The 19,335-nt window shown below is 27.9% G+C and carries 12 protein-coding genes, 2 other RNA genes and 4 other annotated features; of the genes, 2 read left to right on the forward strand and 12 right to left on the reverse strand.

Annotated elements, in window-relative coordinates; genetic code table 11:
• Positions 1–227: 227 nt before the first annotated feature.
• The 12 genes from WJW32_RS02250 to argB form a co-directional block, all read right to left on the reverse strand.
• Positions 228–1,976 (reverse strand): sigma 54-interacting transcriptional regulator, encoded by a 1,749-nt coding sequence (locus tag WJW32_RS02250; RefSeq protein WP_340254352.1) that lies wholly within the window; start codon positions 1,974–1,976, stop codon positions 228–230.
• A gap of 361 nt (positions 1,977–2,337) precedes the next feature.
• The gene (locus WJW32_RS02255; RefSeq protein WP_340254355.1) at positions 2,338–2,865 is read right to left on the reverse strand and encodes a hypothetical protein; all 528 of its coding nucleotides are present in this window, start codon (positions 2,863–2,865) and stop codon (positions 2,338–2,340) included.
• Between the two features lie 146 nt (positions 2,866–3,011).
• Positions 3,012–3,422 carry a hypothetical protein gene (locus WJW32_RS02260; RefSeq protein WP_340254358.1) on the reverse strand — a complete coding sequence of 137 codons (411 nt, stop codon included), beginning with the start codon at positions 3,420–3,422 and terminating at the stop codon, positions 3,012–3,014.
• Between the two features lie 263 nt (positions 3,423–3,685).
• Complete coding sequence (locus WJW32_RS02265) at positions 3,686–5,776, reverse strand: MASE3 domain-containing sensor histidine kinase (protein ID WP_340254361.1); 2,091 nt, start codon at positions 5,774–5,776, stop codon at positions 3,686–3,688.
• A 502-nt stretch (positions 5,777–6,278) separates the two neighbouring features.
• Positions 6,279–6,627, reverse strand: a transfer-messenger RNA (tmRNA) gene (ssrA, locus tag WJW32_RS02270).
• Positions 6,628–6,653: 26 nt separating this feature from the next.
• Positions 6,654–7,002: RNase P RNA component class A (gene rnpB, locus WJW32_RS02275), an RNA gene on the reverse strand.
• 85 nt (positions 7,003–7,087) lie between these two features.
• Positions 7,088–8,047: a tRNA dihydrouridine synthase gene (locus tag WJW32_RS02280; protein ID WP_340254364.1), complete on the reverse strand. Its 960-nt coding sequence runs from the start codon at positions 8,045–8,047 to the stop codon at positions 7,088–7,090.
• A 265-nt stretch (positions 8,048–8,312) separates the two neighbouring features.
• Positions 8,313–11,501, reverse strand: a complete 3,189-nt coding sequence (gene carB / locus WJW32_RS02285; protein ID WP_340254367.1) for a carbamoyl-phosphate synthase (glutamine-hydrolyzing) large subunit — start codon at positions 11,499–11,501, stop codon at positions 8,313–8,315.
• Positions 11,501–12,571, reverse strand: a complete 1,071-nt coding sequence (carA, locus tag WJW32_RS02290) for a glutamine-hydrolyzing carbamoyl-phosphate synthase small subunit (RefSeq protein WP_340254370.1) — start codon at positions 12,569–12,571, stop codon at positions 11,501–11,503. The genes carB and carA overlap by 1 nt, the downstream gene beginning before the upstream one ends.
• 19 nt (positions 12,572–12,590) lie before the next feature.
• Complete coding sequence (locus WJW32_RS02295; protein ID WP_340254373.1) at positions 12,591–13,763, reverse strand: aspartate aminotransferase family protein; 1,173 nt, start codon at positions 13,761–13,763, stop codon at positions 12,591–12,593.
• A gap of 22 nt (positions 13,764–13,785) precedes the next feature.
• Positions 13,786–14,784 (reverse strand): ornithine carbamoyltransferase, encoded by a 999-nt coding sequence (gene argF / locus WJW32_RS02300; RefSeq protein WP_340254376.1) that lies wholly within the window; start codon positions 14,782–14,784, stop codon positions 13,786–13,788.
• Complete coding sequence (argB, locus tag WJW32_RS02305; RefSeq protein WP_445330194.1) at positions 14,774–15,658, reverse strand: acetylglutamate kinase; 885 nt, start codon at positions 15,656–15,658, stop codon at positions 14,774–14,776. Before argB ends, argF begins: the two co-directional genes overlap by 11 nt.
• A gap of 84 nt (positions 15,659–15,742) precedes the next feature.
• Positions 15,743–15,963, reverse strand: a binding site (T-box leader).
• A 47-nt stretch (positions 15,964–16,010) separates the two neighbouring features.
• Positions 16,011–16,231: a binding site (T-box leader), on the reverse strand.
• 263 nt (positions 16,232–16,494) lie between these two features.
• Positions 16,495–16,711: a binding site (T-box leader), on the forward strand.
• A 45-nt stretch (positions 16,712–16,756) separates the two neighbouring features.
• Positions 16,757–16,974, forward strand: a binding site (T-box leader).
• A gap of 55 nt (positions 16,975–17,029) precedes the next feature.
• Between argB and argC the strand changes: the two genes are divergently transcribed.
• Both argC and argJ read left to right on the forward strand, forming a co-directional pair.
• Entirely contained in the window at positions 17,030–18,067 is a 1,038-nt protein-coding gene (argC, locus tag WJW32_RS02310; RefSeq protein ID WP_340254382.1) for an N-acetyl-gamma-glutamyl-phosphate reductase, read from the forward strand.
• A gap of 26 nt (positions 18,068–18,093) precedes the next feature.
• Positions 18,094–19,308, forward strand: a complete 1,215-nt coding sequence (gene argJ / locus WJW32_RS02315; protein ID WP_340254385.1) for a bifunctional ornithine acetyltransferase/N-acetylglutamate synthase — start codon at positions 18,094–18,096, stop codon at positions 19,306–19,308.
• The last annotated feature ends 27 nt before the right edge of the window (positions 19,309–19,335 follow it).

Here is a 19,335-nt window from a genome sequence, read left to right on the forward strand (position 1 = left end):
AAACATTGGAATTTACAGTATTTTAAACGATATAAAAGAAAAAAAAAGAATAAAAACCTATTTTTGTAAGTATTTTTTTAACAAAATAAGTTTTCATTCTTTTCATTTTGGAAAAAATAATTTTCATTTTGAAAATTTCCATCTATTTAAGATTGTTTTTCTACATTTTCGACTATTTTTCAACTATTTTATGTATATTTTTTAATTTTCATTTTGAAAATTTCTATTTATTCTTCCTTTAACTTTCTATATAACGTAGTCATGCCTATCCCAAGCTTCTTTGCAACTAATGTTTTTCCCCTAGTATCATCTCCATATTCTTCTAAAGCTTTAAGTATATATTTTTTCTCAATTTCCTTTAAAGGAAGTATTTTTTCATTTGATATTTCGCTCATGATAATTTTTTCTTGAGGTTCTTTTATATATTTAGGTAGCATGTGTGGCATTATAATTTTATTTTCATCTGCCATATTCATCATAAATTCAACTACATTTTCAAGTTCCCTTACATTGCCAGGCCAGCTGTAATTTTTTAAAAGTTTTTTAGTCTTATAGTCTACACTCTCAACCTGTTTTGAAAATAGTTTATTGAACTTATTTATAATATTCATCATAATAATTTCAATATCATCATCTCGTTCTCTAAGAGAAGGAATTTCTAACGGTATTATATTTAATCTATAATATAAGTCTTCTCTAAAACTTTTTTCTTCTATTAACTTTTTTAAATCTTTATTAGTAGCAGCTATTACTCTAATATCCAACTCTATAAGATGATTAGATCCTATTCTTACAAGAGTTCTCTCTTGTAAGATCCTAAGTATTTTTACTTGAAGAAATAGAGGCATATCTCCTATTTCATCTAAAAATATAGTTCCTTTATTTGCAAGTTCAAATTTACCTATTTTCCCGTTAGGATCTGCTCCTGTAAAAGCTCCCCTTATATATCCAAACAATTCACTTTCTAATAAATTATCTGGTATAGCACCACAGTTTATTGCAACAAATGGCTTATCCCATCTACTACTTTCAGAATGAACAGCTCTTGCTATAAGCTCTTTACCCGTTCCACTTTCACCTGTAATAAGTACAGTCGAGCTAGAATTAGATATTTTTTTAATTTTTTCCTTTATCTTCATTATAGAAGTTGAATTACCTAGTATATTGTCTATATTTATTAAGTTAGGAGCTACCTGAAGCTTGTTTTTAGAATTATTAGCTTTCTTTATTTTGCTAAATATTAGTATTTTATCACATGAATGTATATGTGGAAATACAGGTATTAATTTTCCTATAAGATATATACTTTTATCCTTTACAGTTAATTTATATTCTTCTTCACCGGATATATTTTCTTTTATAACAGAAAGTTTGACTTTTACATTATCATATTGATTTAGTTTCAATTGATTTATAGCACTTGAATTCATATCTGTTATAATGTCATCTTTATTTAATACTACCACTCCCTTGTCAACACTATCTATTATTTGATTCAATAGATTTATCATAGATTGTTTTTTTTCATGTTCTAGATCTTCATAGGCCTTCATACTTATGAATTCACTTATCCTATCTAAAAATTCTAAATACGAATCCAAATTTTCACTTAAAAGTTGTTTTTGCTTTTCTTTATAACAAACAAGACCTATCACTCCTATTATTTCTTCATTCAGCTTTATAGGCTTACATATTAACATTGTTTCTATGCAACTTAATTTATCTCTACATTCTTGGCAAAATTCATGTTTTTTAGGATTTTTTATTACATATGGTTCACTGGTCTTTAATACATGTTTGTATATAGAACCTTCATTAGACATATCTTGGTTGATTTTATCTTTATATATACCAGTTCCAGCTATTCTATACAAATTATTGTCAACTATTTCAACATCTACATTTATAATAGTAGATATTGTATTGGCATATTTGATTACCGTATCTTGTATTTTTTTAAGTTCAGTATCTTTCATAATTTCCTCCTTTTTGTAAAATGATTATGATTATTCATTTTATATTGAGGGAATAAGATTTACAAGTTATTTCAAATTTCTAGATAAATTTAGATATTATAAAAGTAACCTTGGTTAACCGTTTTAAATAGAAAAAAGCCATGGCACTTATGCCACAGCCTAAACTGTATAACTATTTTTTTAAATCATCTTCAAAGCTTTTTGCATCCACTTTCAATATCCTTATCCAATTTTCTTTATAGCTCATATAAATACGTCCATACATATAAGTTCATCTGAATACAATACTGTATAGTATTTGATATATCTCGTTTTTATTCAATATTTACTATTAATAATTTTAATTATTCTATTATTAAATTTACAATTCCTCTATTCTGTTATTTTTATGATACATCATAATCATTATATTTAAAAATCCTATATACATAACAAGGAATATTGCTAAACTTGTAAAAATACCCATATTGTTAATGTTAAATATTCTAATTATAAAATTAGTGACTAAAAATCGTGCTAATGTAGATACCATAGTCATATTTTCTATTTGTTCAAATGTATATCTATTTATATTTTTATTTTTAACCCAATATATAAATAGAGAGTTAATCCAAATAAAAATTGGAATAAATAAAAATGCTAATAAAAAATTAATTATAACTTCAAATATTAATTCTAATGTAACATTGGTATTAATATTTACATTTCCTATTTTTAATAGATAATTCATAAAGAAAATTATACAAATTGTAAAGTACAAGTATGACTTTAAATCTTCTTTTGTTTTATTTGAAGCTTGTATATATACACTAGGGTCTATAAAGCTTCTTATAAATATATTTATATTTTCCTTATTAAAACTTTTAAATATATCTTTTAAAACCTTCATTTTCACATTATCCCCTTCATTTTCACATTTTAGAAACTATTAAACATATTTTTGAAAACTATATTCTACGTATATAATAACATATTTTTCCTCACATGTGAATTTAACCATTTATCGTTTTTATAGAATGGGATATATACTAATTATTAATCTATTACTAAAACAGTACTATATTTATTGTAAGTTTCTTCTAAGTAATAATTAAACATAGTTATAGCTTCACTCTCATTTAACTCACTCAATTCATTAAGTATATTAAGATACTTATACTGATTCTCTAAATAGCAAAAGGATATTATTAAATCGTATCTATCTTGTATTAAAACTCCATACCTTGTAAAAATATCTTCTTCAGGATAATCATCTTCTCTATATTCTGAAAATGTATGAACAGCCTCTCTTATGACTATGTTAGAAAACACAGAATTGTTTATGTCTGAACTAACAGAATCCATAATAGTATTTTCTATTAATTCATACAGATAACAATTTCTATGTACAAACGATTCTCCTTTTTTTATATCAACTTTTAAATTTAAAAATTCTTCTATATTCATATATTACCTCCATTATTTTTATTAGTAACCTCTTATTTTAACTATATGTTTTAAATTTTTTACCACATTAAATCATACTATTTTTAAATATTTAAATCAATAAATTGCATATAGAGGTGCTTTTATAATAGATCCTAAGGAATTCCTATTGGGTGGGATTATGTGGGAAAATATTAATTAAAACAAAGGTCATAGACATTACTATGACCTCATCTTTATTTTATTTAATATAAATACTCCTCCAATCTTATTTATTAACGATTTTATGAATATATATCAGAAAACTCTATATTGATTTTTTCCACTTTACCTTCATTACTAGATATTTCATCTGATAAAATAGTTTCATAATCTATTTTTGCATTAGCAGGGATTTCAATAATAAACTCACTTCCTCTTCCATATTCACTATTTAAGTATATGTTACCTTTATGTTCTTCTACTATTGATTTTACCAATGAAAGTCCTATTCCACTTCCTTCTTTTTCTCGATTTAATAAAGGGTGTACTTGTCTAAACCTTTCAAATATTGTTTTTTGCTCCTCTTTTGGAATACCTATTCCTGTATCTTTAACAGAAATAAGAATACTTTCATTTTTATCATATATATTTACAAATATACTTCCACCTTCATCTGTGAATTTAATAGCATTAGAAAGTAGATTAAGAATGACTCTTTCCATTTTATCAGCATCACACGTAATAATTTTTTCTTCTGTTTCTGTATCAAATATTATATTTAGATCTTTACTCTTTATATATTCTCCTACTGACATAGTTATATCTTCAACAACTTGGACAATATTATAGTTTTTAAAATTCATTTTTAAAAACCCTGCATCTATTTTTGTCATATCTATTAAATTATTAATAAGTCTAAGAAGTCTATAGCAGTTTTGCTTCATTATAGGGGAATATTTTTTATAATATTCATTTTGTTGATATTCATTATCATCAGAAACTCTATCTATAAGCTGTATACTACTTAATAAAATATTTAATGGTGTTCTCAGTTCATGTGATATATTTGAAAAAAATTCTGTCTTTAGTCTCTCATATTTCAATTTCTCCATAAGTACATTTTGCTTTTCTTGTTCTCTTTCTTTCCTCTGAGAAATATCCCTTATGATTGTTAAGACAGCTCGTTTTCCCTTATATTTTATTACATTCATTGACATTTCAACATCAAGTAATTCTCCATTACTTTTAACTATTTTTTCTTCAAATGTTGGTGTAGTAATATTTAATTTTTCAACTGTATTAAGCATATCTAGAACGTTTTTTTTATAATCGTCTTTAACAAATTCTGTAACGCTTTTGCCAATTATATTCTTAGGATCATCTCCCCCAATTATTTTTATTGTAGCCTCATTGACAAATACTACCCTACCTTTTTGATGAACAAATATTCCATCAGGACAAAGTTTCACAAGCTTTTTATAACTTTCTTCATTTTCTAAAAGCCTTTTAACTCCTTGTGCAATCCTATGTTTTAAAAAGAGAGTATTTATTAATAAAAAAATAATAACAATAGTACTTATTATTAAAGTATAATTCTTCACATTATTCTTAGTAAGATATATAGTGATATATTCCCATTTAGACTTTACACCTTCTATTTCACCACCGGACATGTTTTTTATTCCATCATTTATAAAAGTTAATAATTCCTTTTCTCCTTTTTTAACTCCAACTCTTAAAGGTTGTGTATATATTGTTTGTAAAAGTTCAAAATCATTCAACTCAGGATAATAAAAAGATATATTTCTAATATTATTATGATAATCCACGCAAACAGCTTTTACTTCCCCTCTATCTACAGCTTCCATTACCTTTTTAAGATCTTTATATACCAATAACTTTATATTAGGATAATTCTTTTCTAAATAATCTTTCGCATAGTTTTTTTCTGTAACACCGATTCCCAAATCTTTAATATCATTAATATTAAAAGCGTCTACATCTTCTTGTACATATATTCCTGTCATAAGATCTATAATAGTACTTCCAAAATCCATATATTCTGATCTATCATCTTTATAAAATAGCCCTAAATGTATTTTTTCTTCTCCATTTTTTATAAGTTCTATCGATTGTGCCCAGCATGTTGGGTCCTTAAACTCTACCTCAACATTATTAGCCTTCCCCCACGCCTTCCAAAAATCGATTAATATACCGTTAGGATTACCTTCTGAATCTAAATAGCTAAAGGGTTTCCATTCTCTTATAACTGTTATTTTTATCTTTTTAGGGTTTTTAAATATTTCTTCTGTGCTGCTAATAGATGTACAGCTAATCAATACAATCATAATAAGTATGCATTTTTTTAATGTATTTTTTATTTGTCTATTCATATATGTCTTATTTCCTTCCAAAAGTTTTCCTAATATATTAACATTCTGCAGTCTTTTATATGATTTATAGTATTTAATAAATTAATTAAACATTATAAATCATATAAATATACCTAATAATTATTTGTGATATATTAGTTTTTTTAATATATATTTTTAAATAACANATTTATCTGAATTATATTTTGATAATAAATTAACAATAAGGAGCTAAATTCAAATCTTTGATATACTTGTAAACAATTTGATAGATTTATAAGCAATTATTAATTTTATCAATAAAAAATTTATTCAATAAACTATATTAAATCAACTTAAAATGTGTATATTTTTTCCAATCCATACGTTATAATTGATACTATATTAACGAAAGGTGTGGTCTAATGAATATATTATTTGAAAAGCAAGAATTTCCTTGTTCCTGTATTTATTAAAGTTTTACTAAATCTACAAAAAATAATAATACCGTACTAGATTTTTCTAATACGGTAGTCAATTTAATTGGTGGAGACGAGGGGAGTTGAACCCCTGTCCGAAAGTTTTTTCCCTAAAACTTCTACGAGTGTAGCTGCTAATTTTTATATCATCTTTTTTAACGCCTAACAGCAAGCTTTAAAAAGACTAGTCTTAATTATTCCATCTTCAGTCAAGACACCCTAAAGATAGTTCCCCGCTTAAATGGCGCTCTACTTAAGGTTGCGGGTAATCTTAGTAGAACGAGCAGCATTAATTAAGCTGCTAGTGCGTAATTATCGTTTGCGTTTATATTTAAGTACTGATTTTTACGTGAACCAGTAAAACACGACTCGCTACTTTAAGTTCCAAACCCCCGTCGAGACCATTACGCCCCCGAGGTTATTATTTTAATATTTAAAATATAATGAGTAAATCTATAAGCCGAGTTCTGTATTAAATAGCCATCTGTCTAGGCCTACTGTTGCCAGTAGGCTCAAGCGACCTACCAACGGAACGAGAGCGAGCAGCCCTCTATTTATGTTCCTACTTGGTCTTGCTCCAGGTGGGGTTTACATAGCCAGCTAGTCACCTAGCTGCTGGTGAGCTCTTACCTCACCTTTCCATCCTTACCACAAATAATTGTGGCGGTTTATTTCTGTTGCACTATCCTTAGAGTCGCCTCCACTGGGTATTACCCAGCACCCTGCTCTATGGAGCTCGGACTTTCCTCGTCTACCTATAAAGGCATCCGCGACTATCTGCCTTACTCATTATTTAGTTTTTCTGTCGATAAATCATATGATATCACCTTATCATACGAGAATCAACTGTAAATTTATGTAACCAAGCTTAATGTTAATTATTAAATAATCCTGCCCCTTCTATGATTTCCTGCTCCATAAATAAGCTTGCAACGGCTTCTTTATAATCACTTAACTTTTGTGACTTCTTTATTTTTTGAGCATATTTTTTATTATTTGAAAATATATAAATCATATATCCCCATAATTCTTTCATTTTAAATATTGCATTTCTATCTTCATTAAATAATTCTATATATTTATTTAAAATTTCATCATGAAAGTCTTTTAATACTTTTTTATCTATAAAAGTATTATTTTTTATCTCATTAATTAATCCTGGGTTGGCTAGTATACCTCTTCCAAGCATTACTGTTTTTACTTGTGGAAAAGCTTTTATCAATTTATTATGATCATCAACAGTGAAAATATCACCATTATAACATACTGGATTGGTGCTTAAAGATAATGCATCTTTAAATACTTCTAAATTAGGTTTATTTCCATAAAAATCTTTTTGTGTTCTAGGATGAATAATTAATTCTTCTATAGGATATTTATTATAAATTTTTATTAGCTCATAAAATTCTTCTGGACTATTCTTTCCTATTCTAGTTTTTATAGAAATTTTCATATCATCTATTTTAAATATTTCATTTAAAAACATATCAAGTTCTTCTCTTTTAGCCAAAAACCCTGAACCTCTATTTTTTGAAACAACCGTTCCAACAGGACATCCTAAATTCAAATTAACTTCGTTATAACCTAATTGTTGTATTTTTTTTGATAAATTGATAAATCCTTCCGAATCGTTAGTAATTATTTGAGGTACTATATTCATACCTTTATTATTTTCAGGCAAAATATCTTTTAATTCTTTAGTTTTAAGACTTTTACTTTCATTTGTAGCAATAAAAGGTGTAAAGTATTTATCAATATTATGAAAAATTTTTTCGTAAGAATTTCTATATATGTACCCCGTAATTCCTTCCATTGGTGCTAAATAATATTTCATTTATATTACTCCTTGTATAAATATTCTAAAAATATTATATCAGCCTTCTTTCTTCTTATCTACATTATTAATATAAAAATTCGCTTCATGCTAACGCATGGCTCATGTCGCCAACGAGTCCTAACGGGCTCCGTTGCTCAAAAATAGTTGTAAATTTAGCTCTTTCATCAATATTATCAACAATTTAAAAATCATATAATTTCATTAAGCGTAAAATAAAAAAACGACAATATTTGCATAAATATTGTCGTTTGTCTCTTCTTAACTAAACAAAATAATTATCTAAAGAAATATACTCTATTTCTTCATCATTTTTCTTTATATTAATAGCTTTTATAAATAATTTAGCTGTATCTATAGATGTAAATATTGGTATTCTTCTTTCTGTTGCTTTTCTTCTAAGCTTAAAACCTTCACTTTCAAGACTATTTCCAATTGTAGGAGTATTTATAACTATATTTATCTCTCCTTTTAATATAAGGTTATTTAATTTATCTACATCTACTTGTTCACATGAAATTTCATTATTATTTAAAAACTCACTAGTTCCTTTTGAAGCATATAATTTAAATCCAAGATTATCGTATTTTTTTATAATTTCAAGTGCTTCTTTTTTATTAATATCACTTAATGATACATATATTCCTCCGTTAGTTGGAATATCTATATTTACTGCTCTAAACCCTTTATATACAGCTTTATCTAAATTCTTATCTACCCCTAATACCTCTCCTGTTGATTTCATTTCTGGACTTAAATATACATCAACATTTGCTAACTTTTCACTAGAAAAAGCAGGTATTTTTACCGCATATAATTGTTTATTTTCTAAAAGTCCAGTTCCATATCCTAGTTCTTTTAGCTTACTTCCAAGCATAGATTCAACTGCTAATTTAACCATAGGAATTTGTGTTACCTTACTTAGTATTGGTACTGTTCTTGAAGCTCTTGGATTTACTTCTATAACATATACTTCTTTTCCATCATATACATACTGAATATTAACAAGTCCTACTATCTTAAGTTCTTTAACTATTTTTTTAGTATAAGTAACTAGCTTATCTATAGTCTCTTTACCTAATGTCACAGTAGGATATACAGTTATACTATCACCTGAGTGTACTCCTGTTTTTTCAATATGCTCCATTATCCCAGGTATTAATATATCTTCTCCATCAGATATTGCATCTACTTCTATCTCAGTTCCCTTTACATATTTATCTATTAATACTGTATGTTCCTTACTTAAACTTACAGCTTCATTCATATAATTTTCAAGTGTTTTATCATCATAAACCACCTGCATAGCACGTCCCCCTATAACATATGAAGGTCTAACTATTACAGGATATTTTAATTTATTTGCTGTATTAAAAGCATCTTCTAAGTTAGTTACTGCATATCCTTTAGGAGTTGGAATACTTAGATTTTTTAATATATTACTTAACTTTCCTCTATCTTCTGCTAAATCTATAGATTCAAATGAGGTTCCAAGTATATTTACCCCTTTTTCTGATAATTGTTTAGTTAAGTTTATAGATGTCTGTCCTCCAAATTGAACTATAACTCCATCTGGCTTTTCTTTATTTATAACGTTCATTACATCGTCTATATATAAAGGTTCAAAATATAGTTTATCTGATGTATCAAAATCAGTACTTACAGTTTCAGGATTATTATTTATAATTATAGATTCATATCCTTTTTCTTTTATTGCCCACACTCCATGAACGCAACAGTAATCAAATTCTATCCCCTGTCCTATTCTTATAGGTCCTGAACCTAACACTATTATCTTTTTATTATTAGATATTTCATTTTCATCTTCTTTATCATAACAAGAATAATAATATGGAGTAGTTGATTCAAATTCACCACTACAGGTATCTACCATTTTATATACTGGATATATATTGTTATCTTTTCTAATCTTCTTTAAAATTTCAAAATCTATTCCTGATATTTCACAGATTTCCTCATCTGTAAATCCCATGGCCTGAGCATCATAAATTATATTTTCATCTATAGTTTCTTGCTTTAATTTATTTTCTATTTCAACTATATTGTTAATTCCATATAAGAAAAACTTATCTATCTTTGTTAATTCAAAAATAGATTCTATATCTATTCCTATTCTTAATGCCCCCGCTATAGCAAATAGTCTCTCATCATCACTCATTTTTATTTTTTCAATTATCTCATCTTTATTCATATTAGTAATATGAGGTATTCTAAGTCCTGTAAACTTTGCTTCAAGACAGCTTACTGCTTTTAATAAAGCATTCTCAAAACTTCTACTTATAGCCATAACTTCTCCAGTTGCTTTCATTTGAGTTCCAAGCTTTTTATCAGCTTTATTAAATTTATCAAACGGCAATTTAGGTATTTTAACTACTACATAATCAAGACTTGGTTCAAAGAATGCACTAGAATTTTTTGTTGCATAATTTTTAAGTTCATCAAGACTGTATCCTATTGCAATTTTAGCTGCTATTTTTGCTATTGGATAACCTGCCGCTTTTGATGCTAAAGCACTTGATCTACTTACTCTAGGATTTACCTCTATTACTATATATTTAGAGCTTTCAGGATCTAATGCAAACTGTACATTGCATCCACCCTCTATTTTTAAACTTCTTATTATATCTATAGAAGCAGTTCTTAACATTTGATATTCTTTATCTCTTAGTGTTTGAGATGGTGCTATAACTATGCTGTCTCCTGTATGAACACCTACTGGGTCTATATTTTCCATATTACATATAATAATACAGTTATCTTTTTTATCTCTTATTACTTCATACTCTATTTCCTTCCATCCAGCTACACTTTGTTCTAATAGTATTTGATTTATTGGACTACTTTTTAATCCATTTTGACAAGTATTAATTAGTTCTTCATAATTATTAGCAATACCACCACCAGTTCCACCTAGTGTATACGCTGGTCTTATTATTACAGGATATCCGTATTCTTTAACAAATCCTTCACATTCTTCAATATTATTAGCTATTATACTCATAGGAACTGGCTGGTTTATATCTATCATTAGCTTTTTAAATTCTTCTCTATCTTCTGCTTTTTTTATAGTATCACTATCTGTTCCTAAAAATCTTACATTATATTTATCAAGTATTCCTTTTTCCTGTAACTGCATCGCAAGATTAAGAGCAGTTTGACCTCCAAATCCTGCTAATATTCCATCTGGCTTTTCTTTTTGAATTATATTTTCTAAGCTTTCTATATTAAGAGGCTCTATATATACCTTATCAGCTATATCCATATCAGTCATTATAGTTGCAGGATTAGAGTTAACAAGAACTGTTTTTATTCCTTCTTCCTTTATAGCCTTACAAGCTTGAGTTCCTGAATAGTCAAATTCTGCTGCTTGACCTATAACTATAGGTCCCGAACCTATGATAATCACTTTTTTTATACTTTTATCTAATCCCATTATTTATCCCCTCCTAATACAGATATAAATTTATCAAATATATATGCAGAATCCTGTGGTCCAGGAGAACCTTCTGGATGATACTGAACTGAGAATACTGGAAGATTTTTATGTTTCATTCCTTCTATTGTATTATCATTTAAATTTATATGAGTTACTACCATATCCTTATCTTCTATACTATTTTTGTCTACTGCATATCCGTGGTTTTGAGATGTTATATATGATTTATCTTTCTCTATATCATATACACCATGATTTCCTCCTCTATGTCCATACTTCATTTTGTAAGTATTGCCACCAACTGCTAGTGCTATTATTTGATGCCCTAAGCATATTCCTAGTGTAGGTATGTTTTTTATCAATTCTTTAGCAGTTTCTATTGCTTCTTTAACCTCTTTAGGATCGCCAGGACCGTTACTTAAAAGTACTCCATCTGGATTTATACTCATTATATCTTCAAAAGATGCATTATATGGAAATATAGTTACATCACAGCCTCTTTGCTTTAAGTTATTTATTATATTTTGTTTTACTCCAAAATCAACTACAGCAACCTTATAACCTTCTCCTTTTATATTAATAATTTCTTTAGTGCTTACCTTTTTCATCCAATCATCTTTGATTTCAGTATTATTTAAAATTTCTTTTATCTCATTAATTGATAAATTTTCACTAGATATTACACACTTTAAAACCCCAGAGTTTCTTATCTTTTTAGTTATACTTCTTGTATCAACTCCATAAATACCTACTATATCCATACTTTTAAGCATCTCATCAATACTTTTTTCACTCATATAATTTGAAGGATTATTCGAAATATTTCTCACAATAAATCCTTTTGCATGTATTTTTAATGATTCGTTCTCAATATTATTAACTCCATAATTACCTATTAAAGGATATGTCATATTTATTATTTGACCTGCATAAGAAGGATCAGTTAGTATCTCCTGATACCCAGTCATAGAAGTATTAAAAACAAGTTCTCCAACAGTAGTACCTATTTTTCCAAAAGCTTTTCCTTCATATACACTTCCATCTTCTAAATATAAAATAGCATCCATTTTATCACTCCATTCAATATTAATTGCATAATTCAGATAAAGCTTTATCCAATATATCTAAACACTTATCTATATCTTCCTTAGAAACATTTAAAGGAGGTAGTATTCTTACTACATTTTCTCCTGCACCTACTAATAAAAGTCCTTTTTCAAAACACTTACTAATCAACTTGTTTTTATCAATATTTAGCTTTATTCCAAGCATTAATCCCATTCCTTGAATTTTATCTACAGCTTCATATTTCTCTTTTAATATTGAAAGATTATTTATAATATACTCACTTTTTTCATCAACTTTATCTACTACTCCATTATCCATTAATTCATTTAGCACTGCTAATGATACTGAACATCCTAAAGGATTTCCTCCAAAAGTACTTCCATGATCACCAGGAGTAAATGCATCAGATGCTTTTTGAGTTGCAAGTACAGCTCCAATTGGAAAACCTCCACCCAATCCCTTAGCCATACATATAACATCAGGTATTACTTTAAACTTTTCATATGCAAATAAACTTCCTGTTCTACCTATTCCACACTGTATTTCATCAAATATTAAAAGAGCATTATACTTTTCACATAAATTCTTTACTTCTTTTAAAAAATCTATTTCGGCAGGTACTATACCCCCTTCTCCCTGAATAGGTTCAATTATAACTGCACAGGTATTTTCATCTATTTTACTTTTCAAATCCTCTATATCATTAAACTTACTACTCTTTACTCCACTCATAAGAGGCATAAAATCTTTTTGATATTTTTCCTGTCCTGTTATAGCAAGAGCTCCCATTGTTCTTCCATGAAAAGAATTTTCCATAAATATTATTTCATTCTTTTTACTCGTTCCATTATTTATTCCATATTTTCTAGCTAGCTTAATAGCTGCTTCTACTGCTTCTGTTCCGCTATTGCAGAAAAACACTTTATCATGGTCGCTATAATTACATAGTTTTTGCGCAAGCTCTAATTGATTTGTATTCCAATATAAATTTGAAATATGAATAAGATTATTGCTTTGCTCATTTAAAGCTTTTATTATAGTTGGATGAGAATGTCCCAAACAATTTACTGCAACGCCTGAAACAAAATCAATATATTCTTTTCCATTTATATCATACACCTTACTGCCTAATCCTTTTTCAAAGGTTACATCAACTCTTGAGTAAGTATTCATTAGATTATTTTTATTCATTATTTAAACCTCCATATCTTATTTAAATATTTCCTATAGTTGCAACCATTACAGCTTTTATAGTATGCATTCTATTTTCTGCTTCATCAAATACAACTGAATGTTTTGATTTAAATACTTCATCTGTAACTTCCATTTCTTTCAATCCGAATTTTTCATATATTTCATTCCCAACCTTAGTATTTAAATCATGATATGCTGGTAAACAGTGCATAAATATAACATCTTTATTTTCAGTTTTATTAATCATATCCATATTAACTTGATACGGCTTTAATAGTTTAATTCTTTCTTCAAATTGATCTTCTTCTCCCATTGATACCCAGACATCTGTATATATTGCATCTGCATATTTGACTTCATTTATATCCTCTGTAAGAGTAATACTCCCTCCTGTTTCTTTTGCAACTTCTTCCATTTCATTAACTAACTCATCACATGGCCATAGTTCTTTTGGGGCAAGGGCTACAAAATCCATTCCCATTTTAGCTGCACCTATTAATAAAGAGTTTCCCATATTGTTTCTAGCATCTCCAACATAAACGAATTTAACTTTATTAAGTGGTTTATTTACATGTTCCTTAATTGTTAAAAAATCAGCTAATATCTGAGTTGGATGATACATATCAGTAAGTCCATTCCATACCGGAACGCCAGCATTTTGAGCTAAAATCTCAACTGATTCTTGTTTAAATCCTCTAAATTCTATACCATCATAAAATCTTCCTAAAACTTTAGCTGTATCTTCTATTGATTCTTTTTTACCCATTTGACTGTCACTATTTCCTAAAAAAGTAACATGACCGCCTTCATCAAATGCTGCAACTTCAAATGAGCATCTAGTTCTAGTAGAAGTTTTTTCAAATAGTAACACTATATTTTTTCCATCTAGCAAATTTCCTTTTATTCCTGATCTTTTCTTTGACTTTAAATCTCCTGCTAAACTCAAAAGATATTTTATTTCATTCTGTGTAAAATCCTTTAACGTTAAAAAACTTTTTCCCTTTAAATTAATTGCCATTTTTATTTCCCCCTTCTATCATTGTTCCCATTCCTTCGTTTGTAAATATTTCTAATAATATACTGTGTTCTCGTCTTCCATCTATAAGATGAATATTTTTTGTTCCACTTTCAAGAGCATCGATGCAGCACTCAAGCTTAGGAATCATTCCACCTTTAATTATTCCTGATTTTATATACTCTTTTATTTTTTCTGTATTTATACTTGATATAAAAGTTGATTCATCATTTAAATCTTTATATATTCCTTTTACATCAGTTAAAAGAATTAGTTTTTCAGCTTTTAAGCAAGAGCTTATTGAAGATGCTGCATAGTCTGCATTAACGTTATATATATTTCCTTCTAAATCACATCCAATAGGAGATATTACTGGCAAGTGATTATTTTCAATTAAATCTAATAATAGTTTTTTATTAATACTTACGACTTCTCCAACATAACCAATATCTATTTTTTTATTATCCTTAAATATATATTTTTTCTTTGCTTTGATTAAATTTGAATCTCTTCCACTGATTCCAATAGCACTAATATCGTGACTACATAACTTTGAAGCTATTTCCTTATTTATTTTTGCTGATAGAATCATTTCAACTGCTTCCATAGTTTCTTTATCTGTAACTCTTAGTCCATCTATAAAATTACTTTCAACGTCTAACTTATTTAAAAATTTAGAGATATAAGGACCTCCACCATGTACGATTATTACATTGATTCCAACAAGATTCATTAAAGCCACATCTTCTATAAATGCTTTTTTAGAATTTTCATTTTTCATTATGCTTCCACCGTATTTTATTACGAAAGTTTTACCTTTAAATTTTTTAATATAAGGCAGTGCCTCCATCAGCAAAGATATTTTTTGTTCATTCAATTTTTTCACCCCTTCTTTATTTCAGAATATTCTGTATTTAAAAAATGCAGTGTACTAAAAAACTCTCGTCTCTTAATCAATTGATTAAGAGACGAGAGTTACCCCGTGTTACCACTCTTGTTGACATAAAAATATAAAAATATATGCCCACTCGTATGATTTTAACGGAATCACCGTATTTTCGTACTATTATTTCAGAAAATCTCCTCTAGGACTCTCTTCAATACAGTTATGTTACTAGACTCACACCTACTCTAGCTCGCTGAAACAATCACCATATTTACTCTTCCTTTCACAGGATTTAATATTTTTTTCGTATATTTATATATAAAAAAGTTCCCATCTCTTAAATTTAAGAGACGAGAACTTACCCGCGTTACCACTCTTGTTAACATAAAAATATATAAGTTTATGTTCACTCAATTGATTTTAACGTAATCACCGTATTTTCGTACTATTACTTCAGAAAATCTCCTCTAGGGCTCTCTTCAATACAGTTATGTTACTAGACTCACACCTACTCTAGCTCGCTGGAACAATCACCATACCTACTCTCCCTTTCACAGGATTTAATATTTTTTTTACTAAGCTTGATTTCGAATTATTTTTAAAATTAATTATAATTTCTTATTTTAGATTTGTCAACATTTAATTCTGAATATTAATTTTTTCGCTAATGTTGTTGAAATAGATTATATATATATTATAAATAATAGTCAATATAAATTTTTTTAAATTTTTTTAAATAATATTATATAAAAAAATATATTTTTATAGTTGACATTAAATTGAAAAGTGTCTATAATAAATTTCAACGCAACATCAATTTAATAATAAAAGATTCTATGAAGTGGAGAGTAAGTATAATGATTGTTTCAGCGAGTTGGAGTTGGTGGAAGTCCAGCAGCATAGTTATACCCAAAAGAGCCATGGAGGATATTTTCTGAAATTGCAGTAAGAAAATACGGTCCCACCGTTAATGGACAATGAGTGGATATGATTTTTTTCATATCAATTAGAGTGGTAACACGGGAATATTCTCTCGTCTCTTTGTATTTAAGAGATGAGAGTTTTTTTATACAAAAATTAATAATTTATTTAAATCCTATGAAGTGGAGAGTAAGTATAATGATTGTTTCAGCGAGTTGGAGTTGGTGGAAGTCCAGCAGCATAGTTATACCCAAAAGAGCCATGGAGGATATTTTCTGAAATTGCAGTAGGAAAATACGGCCCCCGCCGTTAATGGGCAATGAGTGGATATGATTTTTTTCATATCAATTAGAGTGGTAACACGGGAATATTCTCTCGTCTCTTTGTATTTAAGAGATGAGAGTTTTTTTATACAAAAATTCTAATAAAGAAGGTGATCTTGTGATAAATGCAGGAATAATAGGCTCAACAGGATATGCTGGCCAACAGTTAGTTTGGTTTTTAAATAGTCATCCTGATGTTAAAATTAATTTTTTATCTTCTCACAGCTACAACGGTATTTCTTTTTCTAAAATATATGGAAACTACAGTAAAAAACTAGAATCTATATGTATAGATATAAAAGAAGCAGAAAATAAACTTAGTGAAATAGATATTCTTTTTATTGCTTTGCCTCATGGTAAATCATTTGATTTAGTAAAAAAAGCTTTAGATTTAGGTATAAAAGTTATAGATTTAGGAGCAGATTTTAGGTTAAAAGATCCTAAGATTTATAAAAAGTGGTATGAACTAGATCACAAAGCTACTAATTTATTACCTAAATCTGTATATGGTTTACCTGAACTAAACAGAAATATCATAAAAAAATCTAATTTAATAGCAAACCCTGGATGTTATCCCACTGCAAGTATACTAGCTTTAACTCCTCTTTTAAAATTTAATATTATTGATTCATCTTCAATAATTATAGATGCTAAATCAGGAGTATCAGGTGCAGGTAGATCTTTAAATACAGCCACTCTTTACGGAGAATGTAACGAGTCAATAAAGGCTTATTCAGTATCAGCACACAGACATACACCTGAAATAGAACAAATGTTATCTCAGGTAAATAATAAAGACGTTTCTCTATTATTTACTCCTCATTTAGTTCCAATGAATAGAGGAATACTAGCAACCTGTTATGGTAATTTGATAAAAGATGTTTCTGAAGAAGAATTATATGAAATATATAATTCATTTTATAAAAATGAATCATTCGTAAGAGTAATTAAAGAAATTCCAGAAACCAAATGGGTTAAAGGCTCTAATATTTGTGATATTGCTATAAGAGTTGATGAAAGAACAAAGAAAGTAATAATAATATCAGCAATAGACAACCTAATAAAAGGAGCTGCAGGACAAGCAGTTCAAAATATGAATATTATGTTTAATATAGATGAAAATAAAGGATTAGACTTACTGTCGATGTTTCCATAGATACACATAAAGAAAGGGTGACTAAATTGAAAATATTAGAAAACAAAACAATTACAGATGTTCCTTATTTTAAAGCTATAGGTATACACTCTGGAGTAAAGAAAAAAAGAAAAGATTTATGTATTATATATAGTGAAAAAGAAGCAGTAGCTGCTGGTACTTTTACTCAAAATAAATTCGCAGCAGCTCCAGTTATTGTAAGTAAAGATCATATAAAATCTGATAATACACAAGCAATAGTTATAAATAGCGGAAATGCTAATGCTTGTACTGGTGATGATGGAGTAGATAATGCATACTCAATGACTAAAACAACTGCCGATTGCTTAGGATTATCTTCAAAAGAAGTATTAGTAGCCTCTACTGGTATAATAGGTCTTCCACTTCCTATGAATATTATTACTCCTGGGATTAAAGATGCATGTGCTCAAATCTCATATACTGGAGGAGACTTAGCAGCTGAAGCTATAATGACTACTGATACTTTTACTAAAACTTTAACTGTAGAATTAGATATAGATGGTGAAAAAATATTAATAAGTGGTATAGCTAAAGGCTCTGGAATGATTCATCCTAATATGGCTACTATGTTAAGCTTTATAGTAAGCAATGTAAATATATCTAAAGATATGCTATCAAGTGCACTAAAAGAAAGTGTAGATGATTCATATAATATGATTTCTGTAGATGGGGATACTAGTACTAATGATATGGTTATAGCCATGGCAAATAAAACTGCTAACAACTCTATTATAGATTCAAAAGATGATAATTTTATAAAATTCAAAGAAGCTTTAGATTTTGTAAATAAAGAGCTTGCTAAAATGATAGCAAAAGATGGAGAAGGTGCTACAAAGCTTTTAGAAGTTTCTTTAAATAATGCTAAGACTCTAAAAGATGCTAAATTATGTGCTAAATCTGTTATATCTTCTAGTTTAGTAAAATCAGCATTTTTCGGAGAAGATGCCAATTGGGGAAGAATAGTATGTTCTTTAGGTTATTCTAATGCAGAATTTTCTCCAGAAAAAATAGATGTGTTTTTTCAAAATAAAACAGGAACTATACAGCTTTTCAAAAATGGAAAAGGAATTTCTTTTGATGAAGAATTAGCAAAGAATATATTGAGCCAAGAACATATAAATATAATTATAGACTTAAAAGATGGTCAGTATTGTGCAACTGCTTGGGGATGTGATTTAAGTTTTGATTATGTGAAAATTAATGCTTCTTATAGATCATAATACGGTAATATTTTCTTATCAGGTAGT

Origin of the sequence: Tepidibacter sp. Z1-5 (genome assembly GCF_037844525.1) — a bacterium.
In the GTDB taxonomy this organism is placed as follows: Bacteria; Bacillota; Clostridia; order Peptostreptococcales; family Peptostreptococcaceae; genus Tepidibacter_A.

Coding starts and splice junctions, on each gene's coding strand:
- argF (WP_340254376.1), bottom strand. CDS start 14,784: ATGGCAATTAATTTAAAGGGAAAAAGTTTTTTAACGTTAAAGGATTTT.
- WJW32_RS02255 (WP_340254355.1), bottom strand. CDS start 2,865: ATGAAGGTTTTAAAAGATATATTTAAAAGTTTTAATAAGGAAAATATA.
- carA (WP_340254370.1), bottom strand. CDS start 12,571: ATGGATGCTATTTTATATTTAGAAGATGGAAGTGTATATGAAGGAAAA.
- carB (WP_340254367.1), bottom strand. CDS start 11,501: ATGGGATTAGATAAAAGTATAAAAAAAGTGATTATCATAGGTTCGGGA.
- WJW32_RS02265 (WP_340254361.1), bottom strand. CDS start 5,776: ATGAATAGACAAATAAAAAATACATTAAAAAAATGCATACTTATTATG.
- WJW32_RS02250 (WP_340254352.1), bottom strand. CDS start 1,976: ATGAAAGATACTGAACTTAAAAAAATACAAGATACGGTAATCAAATAT.
- WJW32_RS02260 (WP_340254358.1), bottom strand. CDS start 3,422: ATGAATATAGAAGAATTTTTAAATTTAAAAGTTGATATAAAAAAAGGA.
- WJW32_RS02295 (WP_340254373.1), bottom strand. CDS start 13,763: ATGAATAAAAATAATCTAATGAATACTTACTCAAGAGTTGATGTAACC.
- WJW32_RS02280 (WP_340254364.1), bottom strand. CDS start 8,047: ATGAAATATTATTTAGCACCAATGGAAGGAATTACGGGGTACATATAT.